Origin of the sequence: Uliginosibacterium sp. H1 (assembly GCF_036017065.1) — a bacterium.
Classification (GTDB): Bacteria; Pseudomonadota; Gammaproteobacteria; order Burkholderiales; family Rhodocyclaceae; genus Uliginosibacterium.
Genome location: NZ_JAYXHR010000001.1, coordinates 1,286,276 through 1,311,264, shown reverse-complemented (window position 1 = coordinate 1,311,264; position 24,989 = coordinate 1,286,276). Strand labels below are relative to the sequence as shown.

Annotated in this window: 25 protein-coding genes; 10 read left to right on the top strand and 15 right to left on the bottom strand. The window is 67.7% G+C overall.

Features of this window, described 5'->3' with window-relative positions; all coding sequences use genetic code 11:
- Nucleotides 1-562: NMCC_0638 family (lipo)protein (locus tag VVD47_RS06000; protein ID WP_327602488.1), on the top strand; the 562-nt coding region annotated here is incomplete at its 5' end.
- A 324-nt stretch (nucleotides 563-886) separates the two neighbouring features.
- Entirely contained in the window at nucleotides 887-1,306 is a 420-nt protein-coding gene (locus tag VVD47_RS05995) for a hypothetical protein (RefSeq protein WP_327602487.1), read from the top strand.
- Between the two features lie 412 nt (nucleotides 1,307-1,718).
- Here VVD47_RS05995 and VVD47_RS05990 read toward each other — a convergent pair whose 3' ends face one another.
- From VVD47_RS05990 to VVD47_RS05980, 3 genes are read right to left on the bottom strand one after another with little or no spacing between them, the layout of a single operon-like run.
- The gene (locus VVD47_RS05990) at nucleotides 1,719-2,606 is read right to left on the bottom strand and encodes an NAD(P)-dependent oxidoreductase (protein WP_327602486.1); all 888 of its coding nucleotides are present in this window, start codon (nucleotides 2,604-2,606) and stop codon (nucleotides 1,719-1,721) included.
- 27 nt (nucleotides 2,607-2,633) lie between these two features.
- A complete protein-coding gene (locus VVD47_RS05985; protein ID WP_327602485.1) occupies nucleotides 2,634-3,299 on the bottom strand; it encodes an alpha/beta fold hydrolase in 666 nt (221 codons plus the stop codon).
- 15 nt (nucleotides 3,300-3,314) lie between these two features.
- On the bottom strand, nucleotides 3,315-4,691 hold the full coding sequence (locus VVD47_RS05980) for an LLM class flavin-dependent oxidoreductase (protein ID WP_327602484.1): 1,377 nt from the start codon (nucleotides 4,689-4,691) through the stop codon (nucleotides 3,315-3,317).
- A gap of 286 nt (nucleotides 4,692-4,977) precedes the next feature.
- Between VVD47_RS05980 and VVD47_RS05975 the strand changes: the two genes are divergently transcribed.
- Complete coding sequence (locus VVD47_RS05975; RefSeq protein ID WP_327602483.1) at nucleotides 4,978-6,468, top strand: adenylate/guanylate cyclase domain-containing protein; 1,491 nt, start codon at nucleotides 4,978-4,980, stop codon at nucleotides 6,466-6,468.
- Here VVD47_RS05975 and VVD47_RS05970 read toward each other — a convergent pair.
- A complete protein-coding gene (locus VVD47_RS05970; RefSeq protein WP_327602482.1) occupies nucleotides 6,453-7,274 on the bottom strand; it encodes a CPBP family intramembrane glutamic endopeptidase in 822 nt (273 codons plus the stop codon). The genes VVD47_RS05975 and VVD47_RS05970 overlap by 16 nt on opposite strands.
- A 7-nt stretch (nucleotides 7,275-7,281) precedes the next feature.
- Nucleotides 7,282-8,082, bottom strand: a complete 801-nt coding sequence (locus VVD47_RS05965; RefSeq protein ID WP_327602481.1) for a MipA/OmpV family protein — start codon at nucleotides 8,080-8,082, stop codon at nucleotides 7,282-7,284.
- Nucleotides 8,083-8,213: 131 nt separating this feature from the next.
- On the opposite strand from VVD47_RS05965, the gene VVD47_RS05960 reads away from it, so the two are divergent.
- Nucleotides 8,214-8,936, top strand: a complete 723-nt coding sequence (locus VVD47_RS05960; protein ID WP_327602480.1) for a Crp/Fnr family transcriptional regulator — start codon at nucleotides 8,214-8,216, stop codon at nucleotides 8,934-8,936.
- An 83-nt stretch (nucleotides 8,937-9,019) separates the two neighbouring features.
- The gene (locus VVD47_RS05955; protein ID WP_327602479.1) at nucleotides 9,020-9,943 is read left to right on the top strand and encodes a DMT family transporter; all 924 of its coding nucleotides are present in this window, start codon (nucleotides 9,020-9,022) and stop codon (nucleotides 9,941-9,943) included.
- Nucleotides 9,944-10,017: 74 nt separating this feature from the next.
- On the opposite strand, the gene VVD47_RS05950 is transcribed toward VVD47_RS05955, so the two are convergent.
- From VVD47_RS05950 to VVD47_RS05920, 7 genes are all read right to left on the bottom strand, one after another.
- Nucleotides 10,018-10,809: a MetQ/NlpA family ABC transporter substrate-binding protein gene (locus tag VVD47_RS05950; protein WP_327602478.1), complete on the bottom strand. Its 792-nt coding sequence runs from the start codon at nucleotides 10,807-10,809 to the stop codon at nucleotides 10,018-10,020.
- Nucleotides 10,810-10,847: 38 nt separating this feature from the next.
- Entirely contained in the window at nucleotides 10,848-11,501 is a 654-nt protein-coding gene (locus VVD47_RS05945) for a methionine ABC transporter permease (RefSeq protein WP_443080944.1), read from the bottom strand.
- Nucleotides 11,491-12,618 carry a methionine ABC transporter ATP-binding protein gene (locus tag VVD47_RS05940; protein ID WP_327602477.1) on the bottom strand — a complete coding sequence of 376 codons (1,128 nt, stop codon included), beginning with the start codon at nucleotides 12,616-12,618 and terminating at the stop codon, nucleotides 11,491-11,493. The genes VVD47_RS05945 and VVD47_RS05940 overlap by 11 nt, the downstream gene beginning before the upstream one ends.
- 251 nt (nucleotides 12,619-12,869) lie before the next feature.
- The gene (gene tam / locus VVD47_RS05935; RefSeq protein ID WP_327602476.1) at nucleotides 12,870-13,646 is read right to left on the bottom strand and encodes a trans-aconitate 2-methyltransferase; all 777 of its coding nucleotides are present in this window, start codon (nucleotides 13,644-13,646) and stop codon (nucleotides 12,870-12,872) included.
- A 318-nt stretch (nucleotides 13,647-13,964) separates the two neighbouring features.
- Nucleotides 13,965-14,963: an aldo/keto reductase gene (locus tag VVD47_RS05930; RefSeq protein ID WP_327602475.1), complete on the bottom strand. Its 999-nt coding sequence runs from the start codon at nucleotides 14,961-14,963 to the stop codon at nucleotides 13,965-13,967.
- An 84-nt stretch (nucleotides 14,964-15,047) separates the two neighbouring features.
- The gene (locus VVD47_RS05925) at nucleotides 15,048-15,572 is read right to left on the bottom strand and encodes a glutathione peroxidase (RefSeq protein ID WP_327602474.1); all 525 of its coding nucleotides are present in this window, start codon (nucleotides 15,570-15,572) and stop codon (nucleotides 15,048-15,050) included.
- Nucleotides 15,573-15,616: 44 nt separating this feature from the next.
- Complete coding sequence (locus tag VVD47_RS05920) at nucleotides 15,617-16,375, bottom strand: SDR family NAD(P)-dependent oxidoreductase (protein ID WP_327602473.1); 759 nt, start codon at nucleotides 16,373-16,375, stop codon at nucleotides 15,617-15,619.
- A 331-nt stretch (nucleotides 16,376-16,706) separates the two neighbouring features.
- Here VVD47_RS05920 and VVD47_RS05915 point away from each other — a divergent pair, with 331 nt between their 5' ends.
- From VVD47_RS05915 to VVD47_RS05895, 5 genes are all read left to right on the top strand, one after another.
- Nucleotides 16,707-17,225: a rhodanese-like domain-containing protein gene (locus tag VVD47_RS05915; protein ID WP_327602472.1), complete on the top strand. Its 519-nt coding sequence runs from the start codon at nucleotides 16,707-16,709 to the stop codon at nucleotides 17,223-17,225.
- A 177-nt stretch (nucleotides 17,226-17,402) separates the two neighbouring features.
- Complete coding sequence (gene epsC, locus VVD47_RS05910; RefSeq protein WP_327602471.1) at nucleotides 17,403-18,356, top strand: serine O-acetyltransferase EpsC; 954 nt, start codon at nucleotides 17,403-17,405, stop codon at nucleotides 18,354-18,356.
- Nucleotides 18,357-18,369: 13 nt separating this feature from the next.
- Complete coding sequence (locus tag VVD47_RS05905; RefSeq protein ID WP_327602470.1) at nucleotides 18,370-18,600, top strand: helix-turn-helix domain-containing protein; 231 nt, start codon at nucleotides 18,370-18,372, stop codon at nucleotides 18,598-18,600.
- Nucleotides 18,601-18,754: 154 nt separating this feature from the next.
- A complete protein-coding gene (locus tag VVD47_RS05900) occupies nucleotides 18,755-19,687 on the top strand; it encodes a family 2A encapsulin nanocompartment shell protein (protein WP_327602469.1) in 933 nt (310 codons plus the stop codon).
- The gene (locus VVD47_RS05895) at nucleotides 19,620-21,638 is read left to right on the top strand and encodes a family 2A encapsulin nanocompartment cargo protein cysteine desulfurase (RefSeq protein WP_327602468.1); all 2,019 of its coding nucleotides are present in this window, start codon (nucleotides 19,620-19,622) and stop codon (nucleotides 21,636-21,638) included. The genes VVD47_RS05900 and VVD47_RS05895 overlap by 68 nt, the downstream gene beginning before the upstream one ends.
- Before the next feature lie 67 nt (nucleotides 21,639-21,705).
- On the opposite strand, the gene VVD47_RS05890 is transcribed toward VVD47_RS05895, so the two are convergent.
- The 3 genes from VVD47_RS05890 to VVD47_RS05880 are packed head-to-tail and all read right to left on the bottom strand — an operon-like array spanning nucleotide 21,706 to nucleotide 24,865.
- Nucleotides 21,706-22,302: a flavodoxin gene (locus tag VVD47_RS05890; protein WP_327602467.1), complete on the bottom strand. Its 597-nt coding sequence runs from the start codon at nucleotides 22,300-22,302 to the stop codon at nucleotides 21,706-21,708.
- Nucleotides 22,303-22,325: 23 nt separating this feature from the next.
- Nucleotides 22,326-23,417, bottom strand: coding sequence for an alpha/beta hydrolase (locus VVD47_RS05885; RefSeq protein ID WP_327602466.1), 1,092 nt, complete (start codon nucleotides 23,415-23,417; stop codon nucleotides 22,326-22,328).
- Complete coding sequence (locus tag VVD47_RS05880; protein WP_327602465.1) at nucleotides 23,414-24,865, bottom strand: MFS transporter; 1,452 nt, start codon at nucleotides 24,863-24,865, stop codon at nucleotides 23,414-23,416. Before VVD47_RS05880 ends, VVD47_RS05885 begins: the two co-directional genes overlap by 4 nt.
- Between the last annotated feature and the right edge of the window lie 124 nt (nucleotides 24,866-24,989).

The window sequence follows — 24,989 nt, the reverse complement described above, 5'->3', positions numbered from 1 at the left end:
TTCACAAGAATTTCCCATGCCAAAACTTATCGCCGTGATACTCATGCTTGGCCTGACGTCAAATGTTTGCTTCGCGGGAGAAGGTGAAGATCAAGCAAATTCATTCGCCAACATCTACGCTTCGCTTTGCCTGAAGAACCTGTCAAATCTTGAGACACTTCGAGAAAAGCTGAAGCCGATGCCAAAGCTTCCTCCAGAGAAGGCCGCAATGTTCTTGGCAGGCAAGCCCGGCGACGCTTGGCCGGTTCCAGACAAACATGGAACGTTTGTGCTTGCCCTTCCTAGTGGAAAGAACCTCTGCACTGTGCATGGCCGCAGGGCAAGCACCGAGGCTGCGACGAAGTTGTTCACAGGCTTGGTTGCAAACGCACCATCTCCACTGATCGCCAAGCAGGTAAGAAACGAGCAAGCGCAAACCACTGCAAATGGTCTGACTCAAACCGTTTCCTACGAGTGGTCAGTTCCAAACTCGGCGAGAAAAATGTTGTTCACTCTTACCACCGCCTCTTCGGCGACTGCACAACTTCAAGTGCTTGGTTCAGCGGCAATCGTGAGCCAGTGAAATCTAACATCGCTCAACCTCGCTCCCTTCGGTCGCTGGACGCTGCGCGATAGAGCCGCGCAGCGCCGGTTAGCTCTACGTTAGACGTCACTTACATTCCTCATGCGCCCAAGAATCGCATTCGCAGTGATCTTTGCCCTCGGCGCGGTGATGCATCTTGCGGTTCTGATTAGTCCGCCTCGGAACTCTGGCAACCTGGCGTTCTATCTTTGTTGGCTCTTGCCCAGCACCGCGTTCGCCTGGTTCCTTTGGGCAAGGTCCTCCGCGCCTGGACTGCGGTCGGCGCAGGAGCGACGGAAGCGCCCGGCCTCTTCGGGGATGTGGATGGAGGGGCTGGGCTTGTTTGTCGGAATCGCCGCGGTGGGCTTGGTCATTCACCTATTTGGTCCGTACCCAGAGTTGGGCTATGGCAAGTCGGTATGGACCCAGTCAGGTGCCATGAGACTCATGCTTGCCCTTTGCGCGGCAGGGTGCTGGGGGCTGCTTCGCGGCGCGCCTGGCGATAAGACCGCGCCCATCCCCGATGGCTCCAGGCTGGTACGCGCTGGCGGCTGGCTGCGACGGGTGGCAGGCATCGGGATTGGTTGTTGGGGGGCGTGGCTGTTTATTCTCGGCGTTCGGCATTGGGGGCAATCCGCCGATGGCTTTGACCGCTTGCTGAATCTCATGTTCGTGGTCGGCGGTCCGCTGTTCCTCCTCATGGGCCTGGCACTCGCACTGCGCCGCGGCCGCAGTGATGCCTAGCCGAACCGTTGGGCGTCTTGAAGTCGTAGCCCGTAGGGCGCAATAACCGAAGGGCATTGCGCCGGATGTTGCCTCTACGGAGTCACGGCATCACAAATCTGCACGGCCCAATCCCCCCTCTGTAGCCGCCGAGCAGCACAGCCGTGACGAGGGATCGCGCGCAGCGCGACGGCGAGGACTGTCTGAGCACCGAGCGTAGCGAGGGCGACTCAGTTACCAAACCCGGCAGCCGCTCGTCATGGCGCGCAGCGCAGGGACCCGTGCGAAGCACGGCGGCGGAAGCGGGGCGATTTTCTTTGGGTACTTTCTTTGTTCGCACAAAGAAAGTACCTCGCCCGCCGGGGCGAATTCCCGGCTCGGCCTGCGATCAAGCACAGACTTTGCACACGCGAAAGCTCAGTGCCCAGCGTGTTCAGACCGACCTATCGTCCGCGCGCTTGATCTGTAACGCAGCTATCAACTGCGAAAGCGAAGGCGGCACCGCCGCATCCTTGAACCCATGCTCCCGCCAGAAGATGTCCGCCGCGGCTTCGTGGAAGCCTCCTGGCAGCGCCTGTGCCTGGAAGGCGGCGGCGATTTCCTCCATCTCGCCGACCCAGCGCCAGGCCTTGCGCGCACTGCCGGTCACCGACTGTGCGCGTGACGACAGGCCGGGTTGTGAAAGGTCCCATTCATCCTTCAGGGCGGCACTGACGCCCTCGGCTTCGGCGAAGGCCTGGATCGCTGCGAGCAGTGCGATGCTGCCCTTGGTCCAGGCGGCGTAGGCGAGCTTGAGCGCGGAGGCCGCGCCGCCGCCGCCGGGCAACGCGTGTACGCCCAGCTCGTCACCGTGCAGGGCTGCGACCAGTGCCGGCAGCACGTCGGCGTCGCCGGACAGGTAGAGCCGCGTGCCGGAGCCGGTCGATGGTGGCGCCAGGCCGATGATGCCGCCATCCACGAATCGCGCGCCGCCTTCGCGGACGATGGTCTCGATCTGCCGCGCGGTGTCCGGCGCTACGGCGTTGGCGTCGATGTAGAGGCCGGTGAAGTGCAACGCGGCGACGGACTGTGCGACTTCCAGCGCGGCGTGCGGGGGCACGATGGACAGCACCACGTCGGCATCGGAGAGCGCGCTGCGCAGGTCGGCCACTTCGGTGAGGCCGGCGGCTTGCGCGCGTTGGCGGCTCGCGGCGCTGCGGCCGTTGCCAACCCAGCGCACCTCGAGGCCGCGACGTTGCAGCACGCCACCGACGGCCGAACCCATCTCGCCGGGATGCAACAGGGCGATGCGGCGGATGGAAGAGGCGTCGGGTGTGCTCATCGCGTGGCCTTTCTTCAGGACTCCGGTTCAGGCGGCCTGCCGGACTGCCGGCAGCGCCGGGATGTTGGCGAGCCAGCTTTGCAGGTCGGGGTCGGGATACACCGCATCGGCGATGAAGTGGTCCGCGCCGGGAATGACGCTGAAATTAACCGGTGCATTCAGTGCGCGCAAGGCGTTCACTGCGTCCTCGGCACTCGACAGCGGCGCGCGGTCGTCCTTCTCGCCGTGGAAGACCCACAGCGGCGTGTCGCGCAGCGCATTGAGGCCGCCGTTGGCCACCGGCTCCGGCACGCGGCCGGACACGGCCACCACGCCGGCGAAGCGCTCGGGGTGCTGGCTGGCGATCTGCCAGGTGCCGGCGGTGCCGAGACTGAAGCCGGACAGGATGACGCGCTGTGGGTCGATGGCGTTGTGAGCCACCACGTTGTCGATCAGGCCCAGCAGTTCCTGGCGCCAGTCCGGCCAGGTGGTGTCTTCCGGGATCTGCAGGGCGAGGAAGTGGTAGGGCAGCGTCGTGGCTTCGCTGACGTACTTCGGCAGGCCCCAGGTGGTCAGTTTCGTCGGATCGCTGCCCCGGTCCTTGGCGCCGTGCAGGAAGACCACCAGCGGGGTGTGGCCGCTGGCGGTGGACTTCGCCAGCAGGTAGGGCAGCTCGCCGCGCGGCGTCTGCAGGATGTGACGGTCGATGCTCATGATGGCTCTCCTCGTTCAGGCAGCCGCCGCGCCGGAGGCGTCGGACGTGTGCTCGCTGCGTTGCAGGTTGGTGTTGGCAGGCCGCTCCAGGCCGAGGTTCTCGCGCAACGTCTTGCCTTCGTACTCGGTGCGGAACAGGCCGCGGCGCTGCAGTTCGGGGATCACCAGCTCGACGAAGGTGTCCAGCGATTCCGGCAGGATCGGCGGCATAACGTTGAAGCCGTCGGCGGCCTCGTTCTCGAACCATTCCTGGATCTGGTCGGCGATGCTCTGCGGCGTGCCGACGACGACCCAGTGGCCGCGCGCCCCGGCGAGGCGCTTGTAGAGCTGGCGCAGCGTAAGCCCCTCGCGTTGCGCCAGCTCGGCCACCAGCGCGAGGCGGCTCTTGTTGCCGTTAGTGGTTTCGGCGAAGGGCGGCGGCGGGCCGTCCAGGTCGTACTGCGAGATGTCCACGTTCGGGAAGTAGCGTTGCAGGATGGCCTGGCCGACGCTGGGGTGGATCAGGTCTTCCAGCTCGCGCAACTTGGCCTCGGCTTCTTCCTGCGTGCGCCCGATCACCGGCGAGATGCCGGGCATGATCTTCAGCGAATCCGGGTGACGGCCGTACTTCGCCAGCCGGCCCTTCACGTCGCGGTAGAAGGCTTGTGCATCTTCCAGGCGCTGCCAGGCGGTGAAGATGACTTCCGCAGTGCGCGCGGCGAGGTCGCGGCCCGGCTCCGACGCGCCGGCCTGCACGATGACCGGGTGGCCCTGCGGCGGACGCGCGATGTTCAGCGGGCCGCTCACCGAGAAGTGCTTGCCCTTGTGGTTGAGGGTATGCAGCTTGTCCGGGTGGAAGTACACGCCGCTGTCCTTGTCGCGCGGAAAGGCGTCGTCCTCGAAGCTGTCCCACAGGCCCTTCACCACCTCGACGAATTCCTCGGCACGCTCGTAGCGGTCGGCGTGGTCCGGGTGCTTCTCCAGGCCGAAGTTGCCAGCGGCATTCTCGTTGCCGGTGGTGACGACGTTCCACGCCGCGCGGCCCTTGGACAGGTGGTCCAGCGACGCGAACTTGCGCGCCAGCGTGAAGGGTTGCTCGTAGGTGGTGGAGGCGGTCGACACGAAGCCGATGTGCTTCGTCACCGCCGACAGCGAGGCGAACAGGGTGACCGGCTCGAAGATCGCGATGCGGCCGTAGCGGCCGGAGGCAAGGCCTTCCAGGTCCTCGTTGATGCCGGGGCTGTCGGCCAGGAACACCATGTCGAACTTGCCGCGCTCTGCGGTCTGCGCGACTTGCTGGTAGTGGTCGATGTTGATGCCCGAGTCGGCCTGTGAGCCGGGGTGGCGCCAGGCGGCGATGTGGTGGCCGGTGGCCTGGATGAAGGCGCCGAGTTTCAGTTGTCGTGTGCTCATGGGGAGGGCTCCGCGGGTGCATGAAGTGCTGCACGACAGGTCGCGTGATGCTGCGATCGTGCGCAGGTGGCTACCCATCAGCAAAGCCTGTGCCGGGCCACAAAGCCTTGCCGTGCAAGGCGTTCATCGCAGGCATGCTGCACATGAAGCACCGCAGGTCACAGCCGTGCTGACAACGCAGCAGGCCGTGTGGCGCACGACGCCTTGCCGCCGTCATGTGGCCGGGCGGGATGCCGGGCTGCTGTCGCGGTAAGCTTCGGCGGCCTTCCTTGCTGCCAGGGGTTCCGTGCCGCCCGATCACGCATCCATCCCGACGTCCTCTGCCTCCGCCAACGCCGCGCCGCTGGCGTCCAGCCCGTCGCCCTCCGCCGACGGCGAGCGGCGCTTCGACCAGTTCCTGGTTGCCGACGAAGTGCGGGCCCTGCGCAGCGTGGCCTGGGTGCGCTTCGTGTTCGTCGCCATCCTGGTGGGGCTGGAGGCGCTGCCTTACCTGTTCCAGGCACCGTTCCGCTGGCCGGCGGACCTGTATGCCTTCGTGGTGAAGCTGGGCTTCCTGCCGGTGGGCATCGTGCAGTGGTGGCTGGCGTCGTCCGGCCGCTACCGGCCGTGGATGAAGTACGTGCTGCTGGCTGCCGACGTGGCCTGGCTGGGCTTCTACCAGGTGGTGCCCAATCCCTGGGAGCTGGCCTGGGCCGGCCCGGCCTTCGTGACCGAGGCCGTCAGCGCGCACAGCCACCAAAGCTTGAAGTGGCTGTGGCTGTTCTTCGTGTGGGTGTCCTTCGGCTTCTCGGCAGCCTACGTGCGGGCCTTTGGCGTGTTCGTGGTGCTGGCCTGGTTGCTGCAGCTGCTGTGGCTGTCCGCGCTGCCGGGCACCGTGATGCAGCCGGACCTCGCCGCGGCGCTGGGCCATCCGGCGCAGGGCGGCATCGCCAGCCAGGCGGGCTTCGTCGATGTCGGCATCACCGCCGACAACATCCTGGTGACCTTCTTCCTGACGCTGGGCTTCACCTACGTGGCGGCCAACAATCGTCGCCTGGTGGCACGCTTCTTCGCGTCGGAACAGCGGCGCAGTGCGCTGGCGCGCTACTTCTCGCCGAACCTGGTGGACAAGCTGGCCGACGCGCAGACCGTGCCGGCCCCGGTGCAGACCGATGCGGCCGTGCTGTTCATCGACATCCGCGGCTATACGACGTTCGCGCTGGACCGCGCGCCGGCGGAAGTGCTGGTGCATCTGCAGGCCTTCCATGCGCTGATGGAGGCCGAGGTGTTCGCGCGCGACGGCACGCTGGAGAAGTACATCGGCGACGCGGTGCTGGCGGTGTTCGGCGCACCCTTGCGTCACGCCGACGATGCACGGCGCGCACTGGACTGCGCGCAGGCCATGCTCAGCCGCATCGATGAATGGAACCGCGAGCGTGCGGCCCAGGGCGAACCGCCGGTGGCGGTCGGCATCGGGCTGGACTACGGCGCGGTGGTAGGCGGTGTGATTGGTGGAGTCGTAGGCCGCGAGCGCAACATGTCCTACGCCGTGGTCGGCGCCACGGTGAACCGCGCGAGCCGGCTGCAGGGACTCACCCGCGAGATGAATGCCGACATCATCATGAGCCAGTCCTTCTTCGAGGCGGTGGGGGAGCCGGCGGTGCGGGCGCTCGCCGCGCAGGCCGGGCTGCAACTGCGACAGCGCACCGCCAGCCTGCGTCACCTGCCGGACCAGACGGTGTGGCTGCTGGCGCGCTCGTCAATGGACGACGGCGCGGCGGATCACGGCGCGGGCTGACCGAGCACCACCCACAGCGTGAAGCCGAGGACCACCAGCCCTTCGAAGCCGTGGATCAGCACCGCTAGCCACAGGCAGCGGTAGCGTTGCGCCGGCAGGCTGTAGGCCATGTTGCTGATGATGCCGGAGACGAGATGCAGCGGTTTGTGCAGGTGGTACAGGCCGAAGATCACCGCGTTCGCCAGCCAGGCGCGACGACCGAAGACACCTTCCATCTTCGGCAGCAGTACGCCGTGGAACAGCAGGGTTTCGCCGAGCAGGTAGTTGAACAGGTTGGAGCACAGCGCGATGCCCAGCAGGTACCACCGGCCGGCGAACGCCGGCGACACCAGCGCGTGGATGTCGGTGTAGGCCGGCGGCATGAGGCCGGGCAGGCGCGCGCCCAGCCAGTGCAGCGGCGTGTCCAGCGTGTCGCCGAGCAGGTCCGAGCTGAGTGCGACGAAGAGGATGCCGGGCAGCACCCACAGCCAGGGCCGGTGGCTGCGTCGTCCGGAGCCGGGCAGCGCGGGTGGTTGCAGCCACAGCCTTTCCTTCAGCGCGGGCCAGTTCCAGTGCCGGCGTTCGCGGCGCAGCAGCACTACTGCGACCACGAATTGCCAGGCCATGCCGGCGATCATCGCCAGCCAGAACACGATGCCCGCCGGCAGCGCGACGTGAGGGACCAGCCAGGGCACGACGATCCACGCCAGGGTCGCCATCGGCAGGGTAACGATGAACCACACGGCGGCGATGGTGGCGAGGCTGTACTGGGCATCCGCGACGTGTGCGTGCCGCGCTGTCCCGCTCGCCGGGCTGGGGGTCGGCATCGCGGCCTCAGAAGCGGTAGATCAGGCCGGCGATGCCTTGCGAGATCCTGCGCTCGTCCACGATGGGGCTGTCGCCGACATCCTGCGGCAGCACCTCCATCGAGAAACGGGCCATCAGCATGGTGTTGCTGCCCAGCATGTAGCGGAACTCCAGGCTCGCACCGGGGATGAACACGTTGCCCACCGTGTAGGCCGGCCGTTGTGGCGTCGCCTCGGCAGCGCGCACGCCGTAGTAGTAGTCCGCCAGCTTGCTGCTCTGCCAGGTGACGCCGATGCCGGGCAGGATGGTCCCGGGGCCGGCCTGGAATTCCAGCACGTAGCCGGCGTAGATCTGGCTGCCCTGGTGCTTGTTCAGCACGTCCTTGCGGGCCTCCAGCTGCAGGCTGCCAAGGTCGGATTCCAGCGCGAGGCGCAGGCCCGCCTCCAGGGTGGACTGGCGGCTGTCCATGCCGTCGAGGAAAGCGGAGTCGCGCGGCTCGGTGATCTGGAAGCGCGGTACCACCACGGCGGACAGTGCCACCGGCCCCAGCCGCGCCAGGCGCCAGTCGACGTCGTACAGGCCGACGCTGAGGCCATCGCGCTCATAGGCCAGGTAGGGCAGGGGAATCACCTCGGTCTTCGCGCCCTTGAAGGGCGACGAGAAGGCGCCGACGCCCAGGCCCACCGACCAGGCGGATGCCGGCACGTCGTCCGCGGCGGCGACACTGCCGGACGCGCACACCAGCAGGAGCAGCACTGACAGCGTGGGCCGTGTCGGCAACGCGGCGCGATGCAGCGCGGGACGAGGGCAGAGTGAGGTGGCGTGCATGGTGTGTCTCCAGTTGTTTGCCAAGGACTGGAGCGCTTTATAGAAGGGCGCGCGGTGTTGTTGTGTAAAGCTGTTTACACAGGCTGGCTGCCTCTGCGATAAGACTCGGGGCGAGGCACAAGGAGGCCGGCATGTCTGCACTGCTGCAGAAGTTCATGAGCGAGAACATCGTGCTGCGCGAGGCCGGCGCCGCCACGCGCGCGCGCCTGGCCGAGCTGGCCATTCCGCGTCGCCTGCATGCGCGGCAGATATTGTTCCAGCATGGCGACCGGGCGGAATCGATCTACCTCGTGCTCGCCGGCAAGCTGTCAATCTGCCTGCAGACGCTGGATGGCCGCCAGCTCGCGCTGAACCTGGTGACGGCGGGCAGCCTGCTGGGAGAAATCGCGGTGCTGGATGGCGGCATCCGCTCCGCGTCGGCGATCGCGCTGAGCGATTGCAGCCTGGCCGTGTTGCGGCGGGAAGATTTCCTGCACGGGGTGCGCGGCGATCCCGCATTGGCGGAAGGCCTCATCAGGCGGCTGTGCGGTGAACTGCGGCGCGTCAGCGAGCGCGTGGCCGACGCCGGTTTCCTCGACGTCCAGGCGGGGCTGGCGCAGCGCCTGCTGGAGAGCGCGCGCGATGGCGAAGAAAGTGAGGCGGACCCTCGCAAGGCGGTGGTCGTGCTGTCGCAGGAGGCGCTGGCGCAGAGCGTCGGCGTGTCGCGCGTCACCGCGAACAAGCACCTCAACGCCTGGCAGCGCAAGGGCTGGGTGGCGCTGGCGCGCTCCCGCGTGACGGTGCTGGATGCGATGCCGCTGCTGGCGCTGATCGAAGCGCAACTGGGCGGCAGCCGCATCGAGGTGCGGGTCTGAACCGCAGGCGGACCTGCCCACTTGGCATGTGCCCATGCCGACTACGCAGGAGCGCGCGACGAGCGCCGACGCGATAATCGCGCATGTCTGCCTTCGCACTCAGCCTCGTCCTCGTCGCCGCACTCATTCACGCCAGCTGGAATCTCGTCGCCAAAAGGAGCGGTGGCGACACGCGCTTCGCGCTGATCACCGGGCTGGCCAACGCCATCGTGTGGGCACCGGCGGGGGCCTGGTTCGGCTGGCAGGAGCTGGGTGGCTACGGCAGCACTCAGTGGCTGCTGATCCTCGCCAGCGCGCTACTGCACACCCTGTACTTCGTGACCCTGCTGCGCGGCTACCGCCACGGCGACCTGACCGTGGTGTATCCGCTGGCGCGCGGCTCCGGGCCGCTGGTGACGGCGATGTGCGCCACCTTGTTCCTCGGCGAGGCGCTTGGCGTCGGTGGCTGGGCCGGGCTGGCGGGGATCGTCGTCGGCATCGTGCTGATCGCCGGTGGCCCGGCGATGTTGCGCAGCCTGTTTGCCGCGGCAGACGAACGTACCGGCGAGGCCGCGCGTGCGCAGCGCGACCGCCTGCGCGCCGGTGTCGGCTACGGCCTGCTGACGGGGTTGTTCATCGCGGCCTACAGCGTCATCGACGGCTACGCCGTGAAGTACGGTGGCATGTCGCCGGTGGCGGTGGACTACTTCGGCACCCTGGTGCGCCTGCCCATGGTGTTGCTGCTCCTGCTGTTCGCCGGTGGCGTGGCGGCACTGCCGGACCGCGCCTACCTGAAGCAGGTGTGGAAGCCGGCGCTGCTGATCGGCGCGGTGGCACCGGTGTCCTACGTGCTGGTGTTGTACGCGGTGCAGATCGCACCGCTGTCGCGCGTCGCCCCGGCGCGCGAGGTGTCGATGCTCTTCGCGGCGCTGATGGGAGGCTTGCTGCTGGGGGAACGTGATCGCACTGCGCGCCTGTGCGGCGCGGCCTGCATCGCGGCCGGCGTGGTGGCGCTGGCCTGGCAGTAAAGGAACGGCCGGCGCATCAGCCGGCCGTTCCAGTCCTCCCTGGACTCGACTTCTCTCCAGCCAGGCCCTGCTGCTTACCAGGCGGGAATGACCGAGTCCTTGAAGGTCGTGCGGACGAACTGCTTGACCTCGGCGGAGTGGTAGGCGGCGACCAGCTTCTTCACCCAAGGCTTGTCCTTGTCCGCCTCGCGCACGGCGATGATGTTGGCGTAGGGGCCGGTGGGGCCTTCGACGGCGATGCCATCGCGGATCGGGTCCAGGCCGGCGCTCTCGGCGTAGTTGCCGTTCACGGCAGCGGCGTCCAGGTCGTCCAGCGAGCGCGGCAGTTGCGCGGCATCGAGTTCGATGATCTTCACCTTCTTCGGGTTCTGCGCGATGTCCAGCGGCGTGGCCTTCAGGCCGACGTTGGGCTTCAGCTTGATCAGGCCCTTGGCTTCCAGCAGCAGCAGGCCGCGGCCGCCGTTGGTGGGGTCGTTCGGCACGCCGACGCGAGCGCCTTCCTTCAGCGCGTCCAGCGACTTCACTTTCTTGGAGTACACGCCCATCGGGAAGGTGATGGTCTGGGCGACGGACACGAAGCGGTAGCCGCGGTCCTTGACCTGCTGGTCGAGGTAGGGCTTGTGCTGGTAGCTGTTGGCGTCGAGATCGCCGGCGGCGAGCGCGGCATTCGGCTGCACGTAGTCGGAGAACTCCACGATCTGGATCTTCAGCCCGTCGCGCGCGGCGACCTTGGCGGCGGCCTCCAGGATCTGGGCGTGCGGGCCGGCGGTGACGCCGATCTTGATCGGCTTGTCCTGCGCCTGTGCGGGCAGGTTCCAGGCGGCGGTGGCGAGCAGGGCCAGTAGGAGGTGGCGGCGGGTGTTCATGTCTTGCCTTTCAGGGGAGTTGTTCCGGGGGTATCCGTTCAGCGGTGCGAGAGCTTGCGCACCAGCCTGTCGCCGGCGCTCTGCACGATCTGCACGAAGGCGATCAGCACCAGCACGACCAGCAGCATCACTTCCGGCAGGAAGCGTTGGTAGCCGTAGCGGATGCCCAGGTCGCCGAGACCGCCGCCGCCGATGGCACCGGCCATTGCGGAGTAGCCGACCAAGCTGACCAGGGTGACGGTGAAGGCCGCGACGATGCCGGGCAGGGCCTCGGGCAGCAGGATCTTGCTGACGATCTGCAGGTTGGTGGCGCCCATGGCCTGCGCGGCTTCCACCAGGCCGCGGTCGACCTCACGCAGCGCGGTTTCGACGAGTCGTGCGATGAAGGGCGCGGCGGCGATGGTCAGCGGCACGATGGCCGCCGCCGTGCCGATGGAGGAGCCGGCCAGCACGCGGGTGAGCGGAATGACGGCCACCAGCAGGATGATGAAAGGCGTGGAGCGCACCGCGTTGATGACGATGCCCAGCGTGCGGCTCAGCCAGGGGTGCGGCAGGATGCCCTGCGCGTCGGTGACGTGCAGCGCGACGCCGAGCGGAATGCCGACCAGCGCGCCGACGATGCCGGCGGTGCCGACCATGGCGAGCGTTTCGAGGAAGGAGTCCCAGAAGAGGGCGAGCAGTTCAGGCGACACGGTTCAGGGCCTCCGTGGCGAGCGGCACGGCGTCGCCGCGCAGCAGGGTCAGATGGGGACTGCCGGTGGTGGACGCAGCGGGCAGCAGTTGCGCCGTGAGGTCCTCGGTGGTGACGCCATGTTCCGCCAGGAAGGCGCTGGCTTCCGCAATCGTGGCCTGCGATGCGCGGGTGAGGATGGTGAGGCTGCCGAAGGGCTGGCCCTGCACCTCGTCCACCTGGCCGTGCAGGATGCTGAAGTCCAGGTCGAAGCGGCGCACCGCTTCCGACAGCAGGGGACGATCCACTTCGTCGCCGACGAAGGCCAGGCGCAGCAGGCGCGCGGCGCCTACGTCCTGCCTGCGCAGACGCTCCAGGATGCCGCTGGGCAGTTCGTGGGCGATCACGTCGCCGATCAGCGCGCGGGTGACGTCCTGCTGCGGCTGGCGGAACACGTCCAGCACGCTGCCCAGTTCGACGATGCGGCCGGCATCCATGACGGCCACGCGGTCGCAGATCTGCTTCACCACCTGCATCTGGTGGGTGATGAGCACGATGGTGAGGCCCAGCTCGCGGTTGATCTTGCGCAGCAGGTCGAGGATGGCGCGGGTGGTTTCCGGGTCCAGCGCCGAGGTGGCCTCGTCCGACAGCAGCACCTTGGGTCGGCTGGCCAGTGCGCGGGCGATGCCGACGCGCTGCTTCTGGCCGCCGCTGAGTTGCGAAGGGTAACGGTCGCGCTGCGCGGCCAGGCCGACGAGTTCCAGCAGCGGCTCCACCGCTTCGCGGATCTGCGTGCGGCTCTGCCCGGCCAGTTCCAGCGGCAGGGCGACGTTGCCGTACACCGTGCGCGAGGACAGCAGGTTGAAGTGCTGGAAGATCATGCCGATCTCGTGCCGCGCTTCACGCAGTGCCTCGGGCGACAGCGCGGTGAGTTCGCGACCGGCCACGCGCACGGTGCCGCTGCTGGGCCGGTGCAGCAGGTTGAGGCTGCGCACCAGGGTGCTCTTGCCGGCGCCGCTGCGGCCGATGATGCCGAAGATCTCGCCGGCGGAAATCTGCAGCGAGACGTCGCGCACGGCGTGGGTCAGGCTGCCCTGGCCGTCGATGTAGTGTTGGGAGACGTTGGTGAGTTCGATCATGACGTGGCGGGCATCCGCTCCGGCCGGCGGAGCCTGGGCACGGAGTCGTTTCCAAGGGGCTCCTTGGGTGGCGGGGATGCCTTGAGAATATACGGCGCCCGACGGGCTTGCCAAACCAATCAATCATGCATTGCAAATGCCAACTGCTTCGTTGGCTATCTGCACCGTGATTGACTGATGACAAGACATGGCCATCCTGTCCGCACTAGCCGTGCGTTCCGTCAAGCGGGCCGGCGCGGCCGGCAAGGGCCTCAGCGGCGGACGGCGACGAGGAACAGGCGCGGGAAGGAGAACAGCCGCCTGCCGTCGCTGCGCGGCGGGTAGGCGTGGTCGATGGCCGCAAGATAGGCGGCGAGGTAGTCCTTGCGGAGCGTATCCGGCAGTGCCTTCAGGTAGGGCCGCAAGCCGGTGCCCTTCACCCACTCCACGATGGCCTGTGCGTCCGGCATGACGTGCTCGTAGGTGGTCTGCCACAGGTCGACGTGCGCGGCCTGTGGGGCGAGCAGGTCGTAGTAGAACGCGGCCGGGGACACCGGCGAGAAGCTGCGCGTGCTGGTGATCAGCGAAGACCACGGCCCTTCGATCTCGCGCATGGCGCGGTGGCTGGGCTGGTCAAAGCTGTGCGGCATCTGCACCGCCATCACGCCACCGGCATCGAGTTGCGAGAACAGGGCGGGGAACAGGCGTTCGTGGTCCGGCAGCCATTGCAAGGCGGCGTTGGCGAAGATCAGCTCCGGCGTCTGCGCCGCGCGCCAGTGGCCGATGTCCGCTTCTTCCCACTCGATGTCCGGGTAGTCACGGCGGGCGCGGGCCAGCATCTCCGGCGAGTTGTCGACGCCCAGCACACGTGCGTCCGGCCAGCGTTGTTGCAACAGCGCCGTGGAGTTGCCCGGACCGCAGCCGAGGTCGACGACGAAGCGCGGCGAACCTGGCGCATCCGGCAGCGGCACGCGCGCCAGCAGCTCATGCGAGGGCCGCGTGCGCTGGTCGGCGAATTTCAGGTATTGCGCTTCGTCCCAGGTGGGCATGGCGTTTTCCTTTGCGGTGGCCCCGGTTTAACGCGTCGGTGGCCGTGGGATGACGGGGAGGCGTGTCGGGCCGCCCTTCGACAAGCTCAGGGCATCGCTGCGTTTGACCGCGCCTGCGTCCATCGCATGGCATGGCGCATGGATCGAGAAAGGCGGCGGGGGTGTCGGGCTTGCTTCGGCGAGCTCAACACAAGTGGCTGCGCTCAACCCAGCCTGCCACTGCTGCGTGGCTTCACGATGAGGTCGTAGGTTGGGTTGAGCAACGCGAAGCCCGACATCTCACTCGCCTATCAGGCCCCCCGTCTCGACCCGCCACGCTCAGCGTGCCGCATCCCCCAGCCGGTACTCCGCGCTGGCTTCGTCCAGCTTCGCCTTCAGTTCCGTGCTCAGCGTGTAGCTGGCCGCTGCCAGCGTGGCGTCCAGTTGCTCCGGCTTGCTGGCGCCCAGCAGCACCGAGCTGATGGCCGGATTGGCCAGCACCCAGGCGACCGACAGCGTGGCCAGCGGCACGCCGGCCTCGTTGGCGATGGCCTGCAGGCGTTCGACGCTGGCGAACTCGCGGTCGTGCCAGTAGCGCTCCTGGTAGCGCTCCGCGGTGCTGCCCAGCGTGAAGCGGGTGCCCGCGGTGGGTGCGCTGCCGGCCTTGTGCTTGCCGGTCAGCAGGCCGCCGGCCAGCGGGTTGTAGGGAATGACGCCCACGCCTTCCTCCTGCGCCAGCGGCAGCAGTTCGCGCTCGATCTCGCGGAACAGCAGGCTGTAGCGTGGCTGCACGGAGACGGGCCGCGCGACGCGCAACACGTCCGCACGACCCAGCGCGCGGGCCAGCCGGTAAGCGAGGAAGTTGGACACGCCGACGTAGCGCGCGCGGCCGCTGCGCACGATGGTGTCCAGCGCTTCCAGCGTTTCGTCCAGCGGTGTCAGCGGGTCGTCGCTGTGCAGCTGGTACAGGTCCACGTAGTCGGTGCCGAGACGCGCGAGCGACTTGTCGATGGCATCCAGCAGGTGCTTGCGCGAGGCGCCCTGGTCCCAGTCGTTGGGGCCGACCTTGCCGACCGCCTTGGTGGCGACCACGAAGTCACCGCGCCGTCCCTGCAGCCAGCGGCCGACGATCTCCTCGGTGCGGCCCACGGTTTCCAGCGTGCCGCCCAGCGGATAGACGTCCGCCGTGTCCAGGAAGTTGATGCCGGCATCCGCCGCCTTGTCGAGGATCAGGCGCGAGGTTTCCTCTGCCGTCTGCAGGCCGAAGGTCATGGTGCCGAGGGCCAGGCGGGTGACGGACAAGCCGGTGTTGCCGAGGCGGGTGCGGGCGATGCTCATGGGACAGTCCTGTTCGCGATCTGTTGGTGATGCTGGTTGGAGGGACGCGCGGGCGTGCGCGGAAGTGGGAGTGGATGGGCCGGGCTACAGCGCGGATTCGATGGCGCTGCGCAGCTCGTCGGGTGTGGTGCTCGGGGCGTAGCGGGCGATCACCCTGCCGTCGCGACCGACCAGGAACTTGGCGAAATTCCAGCCGATGTCGGCACCGCCTTCGGCCCCCGGGGCGGATTGCTTCAGCCAGATGTACAGCGGTTGCGTCTGCGGGCCATTGACGTCGGCCTTGGTGAACAACGGAAAACTGATCTCGTAGTTGGTGCTGCAGAAGCTCTCGATCTGTTCCGCGCTGCCGGGCTCCTGCGCGCCGAACTGGTTGCAGGGGAAGCCCAGTACCGAGAAGCCGCGCTTGAAGTAGTCGCGTTGCAGTTTTTCCAGCGCTTCGTATTGCGGGGTCAGGCCGCAGGCGCTGGCGGTGTTGACGATCAGCAGCACCTCGCCGGCGTAGTCGCGCAGCTTGAGCGGCGTGCCGTCCAGCCTTTGCAGGGGCAGGTCGGGCAGTTGTGACGGGGGCAGTGCGTGCGGGGCAGCTTGGGGGGAAGGGCTGACGCTCATGGAACCTCCGGGTTTGACGGGGCGCAGGACGCGCCCCGGACCCTCTAATAGTAGATGCTGCCCGGCGTACCGCCGCCGGCGGGGATGGCATCACCATTGATGGCGGCACTCAACGGCGAGGCGAGAAAGGCCACCAGCGCGGCGATTTCCTCCGCCGTGACGATGCGGCCGATGGTGTTGCCGGCCGCGGCGACGCGCGCCGCCTCGGCATCCGTGCGTTCGGTACGCGTCGAGCCCGGATGCACCGCCACCACGTTGACGCCCTGCGGCCCCAGTTCGTCCGCAAGGTTCTTGGTGATGGCCGCCACGCCCACGTTGCGCAGCGTCGCGACCGGCCGGCCGGTCTTGTGGATGGCCAGGCCACCGATGTTGATGATGCGGCCCCAGCCCTGCTTCACGAAATGCGGTGCCGCGGCGCGCGCCGTGCGCACGTAGCCCACCACCTTGATGTCGATGTCCTGCAAGGCCTTGTCGTCGTCGATGTCCGCCAGCCGTGTGGCGGTCGACAGACCGCCGGGCAGGGCGGCGGCGTTCACCAGGATGTCGATGCCACCCAGTGCCTCCACCGCATGCGCCACCAGTGCGTCGGCCGAGTCCTTGCTGGTCGCCTCGAAGACCACCGGCACCGCGCGGCGCCCGCTGGCGCTGGCGATGTCGCGGGCCGCGCCTTCCAGTTGCTCGCGGCCGCGCGCGGCGATGACGACATCCACGCCTTCACTGGCCAGTGCCAGCGCGATGGCCTTGCCGATGCCGCGACTGCCACCGGTGACGATGGCGCGTTTGCCTTGCAGATGCAGGTTCATGTTTCCAGGTCCTTGCTGGTCGGACGGTCGTCCGGATTGGAGACCGCCGCGGTGGTGAAGTTCAGGTCCGGGACGTTCGCAAGCTCCATGCCACGCGGAAAGCCTTGCACTGCCTGGGGACCGGGCGCGTCCCATGCTGCCATGCCAGCACCCGTGGCCGAGGCTGCGCCGGATCCAGCAGCCCCACTCGTGGCGCTTATATCAAGACCCGCAATTGCAACGACGAATTCATTCGTTTTTTGCGTTAAGCCGCGCGCCTATGCTGGTCCCCACAACAAAGACAGGTCGGCACGGTTGCCGGCCAGACGCAACTCCGAGCGCGAGGCCCGACATGACTTCATTGGCTACCAACGCCGCCGCACAGCCGGCCGGCGAGCATTTCAACCTGGCTCCCGCCACCGATGGCGATGCCGAACGCATCCTGGATGCCGCGCGCGACAAGGCGCAGGCGGAAGGTTTGCCCTATGCCGGCGGCGTGTCGCCGACGGACGCCTGGGCACTGGTGAACGGTGGTGACGCCGTGCTGGTGGACGTGCGCTCCGGCGAGGAACGCAAGTTCGTCGGCCATGTGCCGGACAGCCTGCACGTGGCCTGGGCCACCGGCACCGCGCTGACGCGCAACCCGCGCTTCGTGCGCGAGCTGGAGGCCAAGGTCGGCAAGGACCGTGCGGTGCTGTTCCTGTGCCGCAGCGGCAAGCGTTCCGCGCTGGCGGCGGAGGCCGCGGCCAAGGCCGGCTTCACCGGCGCCTTCAACGTGCTGGAAGGCTTCGAAGGGGAATTGAACGAGCAGCAACAGCGGGGCGATCTGGGTGGCTGGCGCCACTGGAACCTGCCCTGGATACAGGACTGACCCGCCGGCACGCCCGGTGGGGCCGGGTGTGACGGGCGCGGGAAAAGATGCGCAGGAAAGACGCGCAGGAAAGACGCGCGGGAAAAGACATGAGGGAGGCGGTATGCAGGTGGGAGTCATCAGGGAACGTCGTGGCATCGACGGGCGTTGCGCCGCGTACGCAGCGGAGGACGCTGCATGAGCGCGGGAGAGAGTGACGCCCGCCACCTGCTGGCAGCCGTGCCCAACTGGGAGTTGGACCGTGTGGTGGAAGGCCTGCGCAATGCGCGGGCACGCTGGCGCGAGAGCCAGCGACGCAAACGCGAGTTCGGCGGCCGCGAGTTTCCGTCACGCGCGGCGCTGACGGAGATCATCGAAGGCCTGTGCGGTGCGCTGTTCCCGATGCGCCTGGGCCCGCCGGACCTCCGTCAGGAGAGCGAGGACTTCTACGTCGGCCACACGCTGGACGCGGCGCTCAACGCGCTGCTGGTGCAGGTGCGGCTGGAGCTGTTCTACGTGGCCCGTCACGAGCAGACCGGCCCGGCGGAGATCGAGCTGCGCGCGGTGAGCATCGTGCGCGACTTCGCCTCCGCCTTGCCGAAGGTGCGCGAGCTGCTGGACACCGACGTGCTGGCCGCCTACCAGGGCGACCCGGCGGCGCGCTCGGTGGACGAAGTGCTGCTGTGCTACCCCGGCATCATCGCGATCATCCATCACCGTCTCGCCCACGTGCTGTATGGCCTCGATGTGCCGCTGCTGGCGCGCATCGTGGCGGAGATCGCGCATTCGGCGACGGGCATCGACATCCACCCCGGTGCGCAGATCGGGCCGGGCTTCTTCATCGACCACGGCACCGGCGTCGTCATCGGCGAGACGGCGGTGATCGGCACGCGGGTGCGCGTCTACCAGGCGGTCACGCTGGGCGCCAAGCGCTTCCCGGCGGGCGAGGACGGCAGCCTGCAGAAGGGCCTGCCGCGCCACCCGGTGGTGGAAGACGACGTCGTCATCTATGCCGGCGCCACCATCCTCGGCCGCATCACCATCGGTGCCGGTTCGGTCATCGGCGGCAACGTGTGGCTCACGCGCAGCGTTCCCCCGCAGAGCAACGTCACCCAGGCCAGCCTGCACCAGCAGGCCGGCACCGGGCAGTAGCAGGAGAGGTGCCATGAGTGGCCTTTGCCATCGTTTCGGACGCGTCGTCCGCCAGTCGCGCGAAGCCAATGGCTGGTCGCAGGAGCAGCTGGCCGAGCGCGCCGACCTGAACCGGTCCTACATCGGCGAGATCGAGCGCGGCGACGCCATGCCCTCGCTCGCCACCATCGCCAAGCTGGCCACCGCCCTGGGCGTCACGCTGTCCGCGCTGATGGCCCGCTACGAACAGCTCACGAGCGCCTGAGCCGCGTCGCACCGGCGATGTGCCCCGCGCCAGAGAGCCCGTCGTCACTCAATGATGGCTATAGCATGTTGAGCGCACCCGGCCGCTGCCCGAAGCTCTCGACCGTTCGTTTTCCGTATAAGCAAATCAGCTTTTCAATATAAGGGAGTGCTTCATGGCCGAGAATCAGGGTGCCCAGCTCGCGCTGGGTGACAACGCAGCGCGCCAGCTTGCGAACGCGACGAAGACCGTTCCGCAGCTGTCCATCATCACGCCGCGCTGGCTCACGCACCTGCTGCAGTGGCAGCCGGTCGAGGCCGGTATCTACCGCCTCAACAAGGTGCGCAACCCGCAGGACGTGCAGGTCGCCTGCACCCAGCGCGACGAGTCGGGCGAACTGCCCAACACCTTCGTGGACTACGAAGAGCAGCCGCGCGAGTACTTCCTGAACGCCGTCAGTACCGTACTCGATGTGCATACCCGCGTGTCGGACCTGTACAGCAGCCCGCACGACCAGATCAAGGAACAGCTTCGCCTCACCATCGAGACGGTGAAGGAGCGCCAGGAGTCCGAGCTGATCAACAACCCGGACTACGGCCTGCTGGCCAGCGTGCATCCGGACCAGATCATCTACCCGCTGACCGGCGCACCGACGCCGGACGACCTGGACGAGCTGCTGACCAAGGTGTGGAAGGAGCCCGCATTCTTCCTGACCCATCCGCTGGCGATCGCCGCCTTCGGCCGTGAGTGCACCCGCCGTGGCGTGCCGCCGCCCACCGTGTCGCTGTTCGGTTCGCAGTTCCTGACCTGGCGCGGCATCCCGCTGATCCCGTCGGACAAAGTGCCGGTGGCGGACGGCAAGACCAAGATCATCCTGCTGCGCGTGGGCGACAAGCGCCAGGGCGTGGTCGGCCTGTTCCAGCCCGGCCTCGCCGGCGAACAGAGCCCCGGCCTGTCGGTGCGTTTCATGGGCATCAACCGCAACGCCATCGCGTCCTACCTGATTTCGCTGTACTGCTCGCTGGCCGTCCTGACCGACGATGCGCTGGCTGTCCTCGACGACGTGGAGATCGGCAAGTTCCATGACTACCCCGACACCTACAAGTAATCCCGCGAGCGCGGGTGAGCTGGGAGGTGGTGGCCTTGGTGGAGTGAGCGGGCTGACGCCGCCTGCGGGTTTGCCCGCTCACTTGCCTGATGTGGCAAGCCTGGCGAAGCTGGCGGGCGAGTTCTTCTCGGCCTTGCCGGGTGGCGCCGCAACCACTGCCGCCCCGCAGGGCGTCAGCAACGGCCTGCCGTTGGGGCTCAGCCATATCGGCGGTCCCTCGCAACTGGCGACACCGCCGCAGCCGCCCGAGCCTGTCCTGGCACTGGGTGGTCGTGGCCCGTCGCTGGCGCCGGTCGCGCAGACGCAGAACGGCCTGCCGGACAAGCTGGCCCAGAGTGCGCCCGGAGGTGGTTCGCGCGGTGGTCATGCGCAAGGCGTGCCGGAAGGTTATGCGGCTTCCTTGCCGAGTGTCGGCGCGCCTGCGCCGGCTCATCTGCCTTCGAATCCGCCGGCGTCTGTGCCGTCCTCGCCGTTCTACTTCCTCGGTGAGCAGAGCGCCTACCCGCGCCCTGCAGCGGACGTCGAGCTGCCGCGTGAAGACCGCGTCAGCGCGCGTTCATTCGGTCTGCCGGGCGAGGATGACCTGCGTGGCACGGCGAGTGGCATTCCGCATTCGACACCGAGCGCCGAGCCGGCGAAGAAGGACCAGTGGTTCTACTTCACCGACCTCACGCGTGGCCACCAGAAGGCGGAGCACGGACGCGCGCCGGCTGCACAGGCCAGCGGTCACCCCCCCTTCGACGTGAACGCCGTGCGTCGGGATTTCCCGATCCTGCAGGAGCGGGTGAACGGCAAGCAGCTGGTGTGGTTCGACAACGCCGCCACCACGCACAAGCCGCAGGCCGTCATCGACCGCATCGCGTACTTCTACGCGCACGAGAACTCCAACATCCACCGCGCCGCGCATGAGCTGGCGGCACGTGCGACGGATGCCTACGAGTCGGCGCGTGACAAGGTGCGTCGCTTCATCGGTGCCGGCTCAAGCGAAGAGATCATCTTCGTGCGCGGCACCACCGAGGCGATCAACCTGGTCGCCAAGACCTGGGGCGCGCAGAACGTGGGCGAGGGCGACGAGATCGTCGTGTCGCACCTGGAGCACCACGCCAACATCGTGCCCTGGCAGCAGCTCGCCGCCGCCAAGGGCGCGAAGCTGCGCGTGATCCCGGTGGACGACAGCGGCCAGATCCTGCTCGACGAAGCGCGCAAGCTCATCACCGACAAGGTGAAGATCGTGTCGGTGACACAGGTCTCCAACGCGCTCGGCACCGTCACGCCGGTGAAGGAGATCGTCGCGATGGCGCACAGCGTCGGCGCGAAGGCGCTGGTCGATGGCGCGCAATCGGTGTCGCACATGCGGGTGAACGTGCAGGACATCGACGCCGACTTCTTCGTCTTCTCCGGGCACAAGATCTTCGGCCCGACGGGTATCGGCGTGGTGTACGGCAAGCGCGACATCCTCGAAGACATGCCGCCCTGGCAGGGTGGCGGCAACATGATCGCGGACGTCACCTTCGAGCGCACCGTCTACCAGCCGCCGCCCAACCGCTTCGAAGCCGGCACCGGCAACATCGCGGACGCGGTGGGCCTGGGCGCAGCGCTGGACTACGTGGACCGCATCGGCATCGAGAATATCGGCCGCTACGAGCACGACCTGCTGGCGTACGCGACGCAGGGACTGCTGACCATCCCCGGCATCCGCCTCATCGGCACCGCCGCCGACAAGGCCAGCGTGGCATCCTTCGTGCTGAAGGGCTACACGACGGAAGAAGTCGGCAAGGCACTGAACCGCGAAGGCATCGCCGTGCGTACTGGCCACCACTGCGCGCAGCCCATCCTGCGCCGCTTCGGTGTCGAGACCACGGTGCGGCCCTCGCTGGCCTTCTACAACACCTGCGAGGAAGTCGATCGCATGGTGGCGGTGGTGTATCAACTGGCGACGGCCAGACGCTGAGCAGGAGCGTCCAGCGCCTGAAGAGAACGGCCGCGTAAGCGGCCGTTTTCCATTGCGTGCGAGATGGTCAACGACGCATGCCCGTGTCCTTGAGCCATTGATCGATGCGTTCGTTGGTGCTGCGCTCCTGGTCGCACTGCAGGATGAAGGGCTTGCCCATGCGTGCCTGCGGAGCCTGCCTGGCGAGCAGGTCCAGGCTGTCGCCGCTGCCGTAGCCGCCATGCGTGATGACCGGCACCAGGTTCTTGCGGGCCAGGTCGTGCGTGCGCAGGAAGCTGCGGATCACTGGCGGCAACGACATGCCCCACACCGGAAAGCCGAGGAAGACCGTGTCGTAGTCCGCCATCCGCGCCGCGCGCCCGGCGAGTGCCGGCGCGTAGCCGCTGTTGCGCTCCCGCGTGGCCTGCGCGACGGTCGTCTCGTAGTCCGCTGGGTACGCCGTGGCCGGCACGATCTCGTGCAGGTCCGTGCCGAGCGTACGTTGCAGGAAGCCTGCGATGACGCGGGTGTTGCCGGAGCGTGAGAAGAAGGCGACCAGCATGCGTGAGCCCTGCGCGACATCGGCCTGGCGTTCCGTTGCGCTGGCCGCACGCGTGGCGCCCAGTGGCAGCGCGGCCAGGGCTGTCATCAGCAGCCTGCGTTGCGCGTCGTGGTCCGGCTGCATGGCGCCTCCCGTTGCGTGTCTGGTCAGCGGTCGAGCCGCTTGTCGCGCAGGAAGCCCGACACCAGGTCCGCAATCTGCAGGTTGTTGAGATCGGAGAACGGGAAGTGCGAGTTCCCCTTGATGCCGATCTCCGGCAGATGCACCACGCTCACGTTCCCGCCGTGCCGGTTGACCGCGTCACGCCAGGCGCGCGCCATCGCCAGCCGTACCCGCCAGCTGTCCTGGCCGGGCATGGCGGAAGGCGTGGCGGGGATGTTGTCGCCGTAGTAGATGACGATGGGAATCTTCGTCAGCGCCATGAAGTCCTTCATCGGGATGGCCTGTCCCTGCAACGTGTCGAAGGCGCTGGGCATGGGCGCCGGCACCTCGCCTTCCGGAAAGACGAAGCCGCTGCCGGGCTCGAACGCGACGACGGCCTTCACCCTGGGGTTCTTGATCACGGTCAGCCAGCCCGGCCCGCCACTCTGCGAGTGGGTGACGAGCACGCCGTCGCCGGTCCTGTCGAACAGGGCGGATACCGCATCCGAGATCACGGCCGGATCGTAGGGACCGGTGTTCGGCGTCATCTGCCTGAAGTACTGGTCCAGCGATGCAGCGTCGCGCGGAAACTGCACGCCGGCGAAGTGGTCGGGCCAGTGGCCGACGCGGAACTGGTTGAACCACAGTTGTTCATCGGCCGTCGGCTTGAGCGTGGTCTCCACCATGCTGCGGCCGGACACGCCACGGCGCGGCTGGTCGACGAGGTAGGTCGCGAAACCGCGGCGCAGGAAAATGTTCTGGAAGCCTTCGCGGCCGTCCGGCGTGCTCTCCCAGGTCCGCGCAGACTGGCCGGCGCCATGCCACATGACCAGCGGCAGCTTCTTCGCGTCTACGGGGATCTGGTAGCGCACGGTGGCGTGGTCGCCACGGTAGGTCTGGCCTGCGGGCTCCACTGGTTTCTGCGGGTTGAAGGTGCCCGGCTCGGTCTTCGACGTGCCGCCCACTGCAAAGCTGCCTTGCGCGGCGATGACCAGCGGTTCCTGCGCGGTCGCGGCGCCTGCGTGCGACACCGTTGCGCAGGACAGGGCGAGGGCGACGAGCATCGCGATGCGTTGGCCAGGGAAGAATCTGATCATGCTGCTTCCTTTCCGTCAGTCGGTAGGGATTGCGATGTTCCGGCTCGCGCCGGCGAATCAATGCGCGTTGCGTCGAAGCGTACGTAGCGGGCGGACACCACGAGCGCTGCGAACAGGAACAGCGCGACGACCTGCAGGGTGATCCCTGTGTGCTGCGCCATGCCGGCAGCGTCATGCACCGGCGCGTTGCCACCGGCATACACCACCACGAGGACGGCGAGCCCCAGCGAGGCGCCGAGCTGGTGGGCGACATTCAGGACGCCGGAGGCCGCACCGGCCTCGTTGCCCGCCACGCCGGCAACGCCCGCCACCGTCAGCGGCGCGAGCACCCAGCCCTGGCCGAAGCCGATCAGCAGCATCGGCAGCACCACGCCGCCCAGGTAGGACGCCTGTGTGGCGGAAAGTCCCAGCCACAGCACACCGGTCGTGCACATCGCCAGGCCCGCCAGCAGCATGCGGCGCTGGCCGAGGCGCCGCGCGACAGCGGGCACGGACAGTGAAGTGATCAGTTGCGGAATCGTCACCGGCACGAAGGCCAGGCCGGCCAGCATCGGCGAGAAGCCCAGCGCACCCTGCAGGTACTGCGCGGTGAAGAACCAGAAGCCCGCCATGCCGCACAGGAACAGCAGGCGCGCGGCATAGGCGCCGTTGCGCCGTGGGTTGGTGAGCAGTCGGAGTGGCAGCAGGGGCTGGCTCGCGTGCCGCTCTATCCACAGGAAGGCTGCCAGCAATGCCAGCCCGGCGGCGATGCTGGCCCAGGTGAGCGGCGAGGCCCAGCCGACCTCGGCTGCTTCCACGATGCCGAACACCAGGGCACACATGCCCAGTGTGGAGGTGAACGCGCCCGCCACATCAAAGCGGCCGGCATGGCCTGGCGTCTCGCGGATGTAGCGCAAGCTGCCGGCGATGAGTGCGGCGCCGATGGGCAGGTTGATGAAGAAGCCGGCGCGCCAGGAGATGAGGTCCGCCAACAGGCCGCCGAGCACCAGGCCCACGGTGGCACCGATGCCGGCCGCCGCTGCGTACAGCGCCAGCGCGCGGGTGCGCTCATGGCCTTCCTCGAAATGGGTGGCGATCAGGGCCAGGGTGGACGGCGCCAGCACCGCGGCGCCGAAGCCCTGTACGGCGCGGAAGGCGATCATCCAGGCGGGCGACTGCGCCGCGCCGATGGCCAGCGAAGCCAGCGTGAAGATGGCCAGCCCCAGCATGAACATGCGCCGCCGGCCGAGGAGGTCGCCGGCCCGCGCGCCGAGCAGCAGGAAGCCGCCGAAGGCGAGCGTGTAGGCATTCTGGATCCACGACAGTCCGGCCGGCGTGAAGCCCAGCGCCGTCTGGATTCTCGGCAGGCCGGTCAGCACGATGGAGATGTCGATCACGATCATCAGGTAGCTGGCCATGATGATGGCGAGGACCATGCCGCGGTGGGTCGGGGAGGTGGTCACGTTCATGCGTTGCGGGTTTGTTGCGAGATTCCTGTCGGTTCATGCAAGCAGGGGTGCGGCGGTTGAACCGTCATTCCCGCGCAGACGGGAATCCAGCGTCGTTACCGCCATGCAAAGTCAGAACCATGCA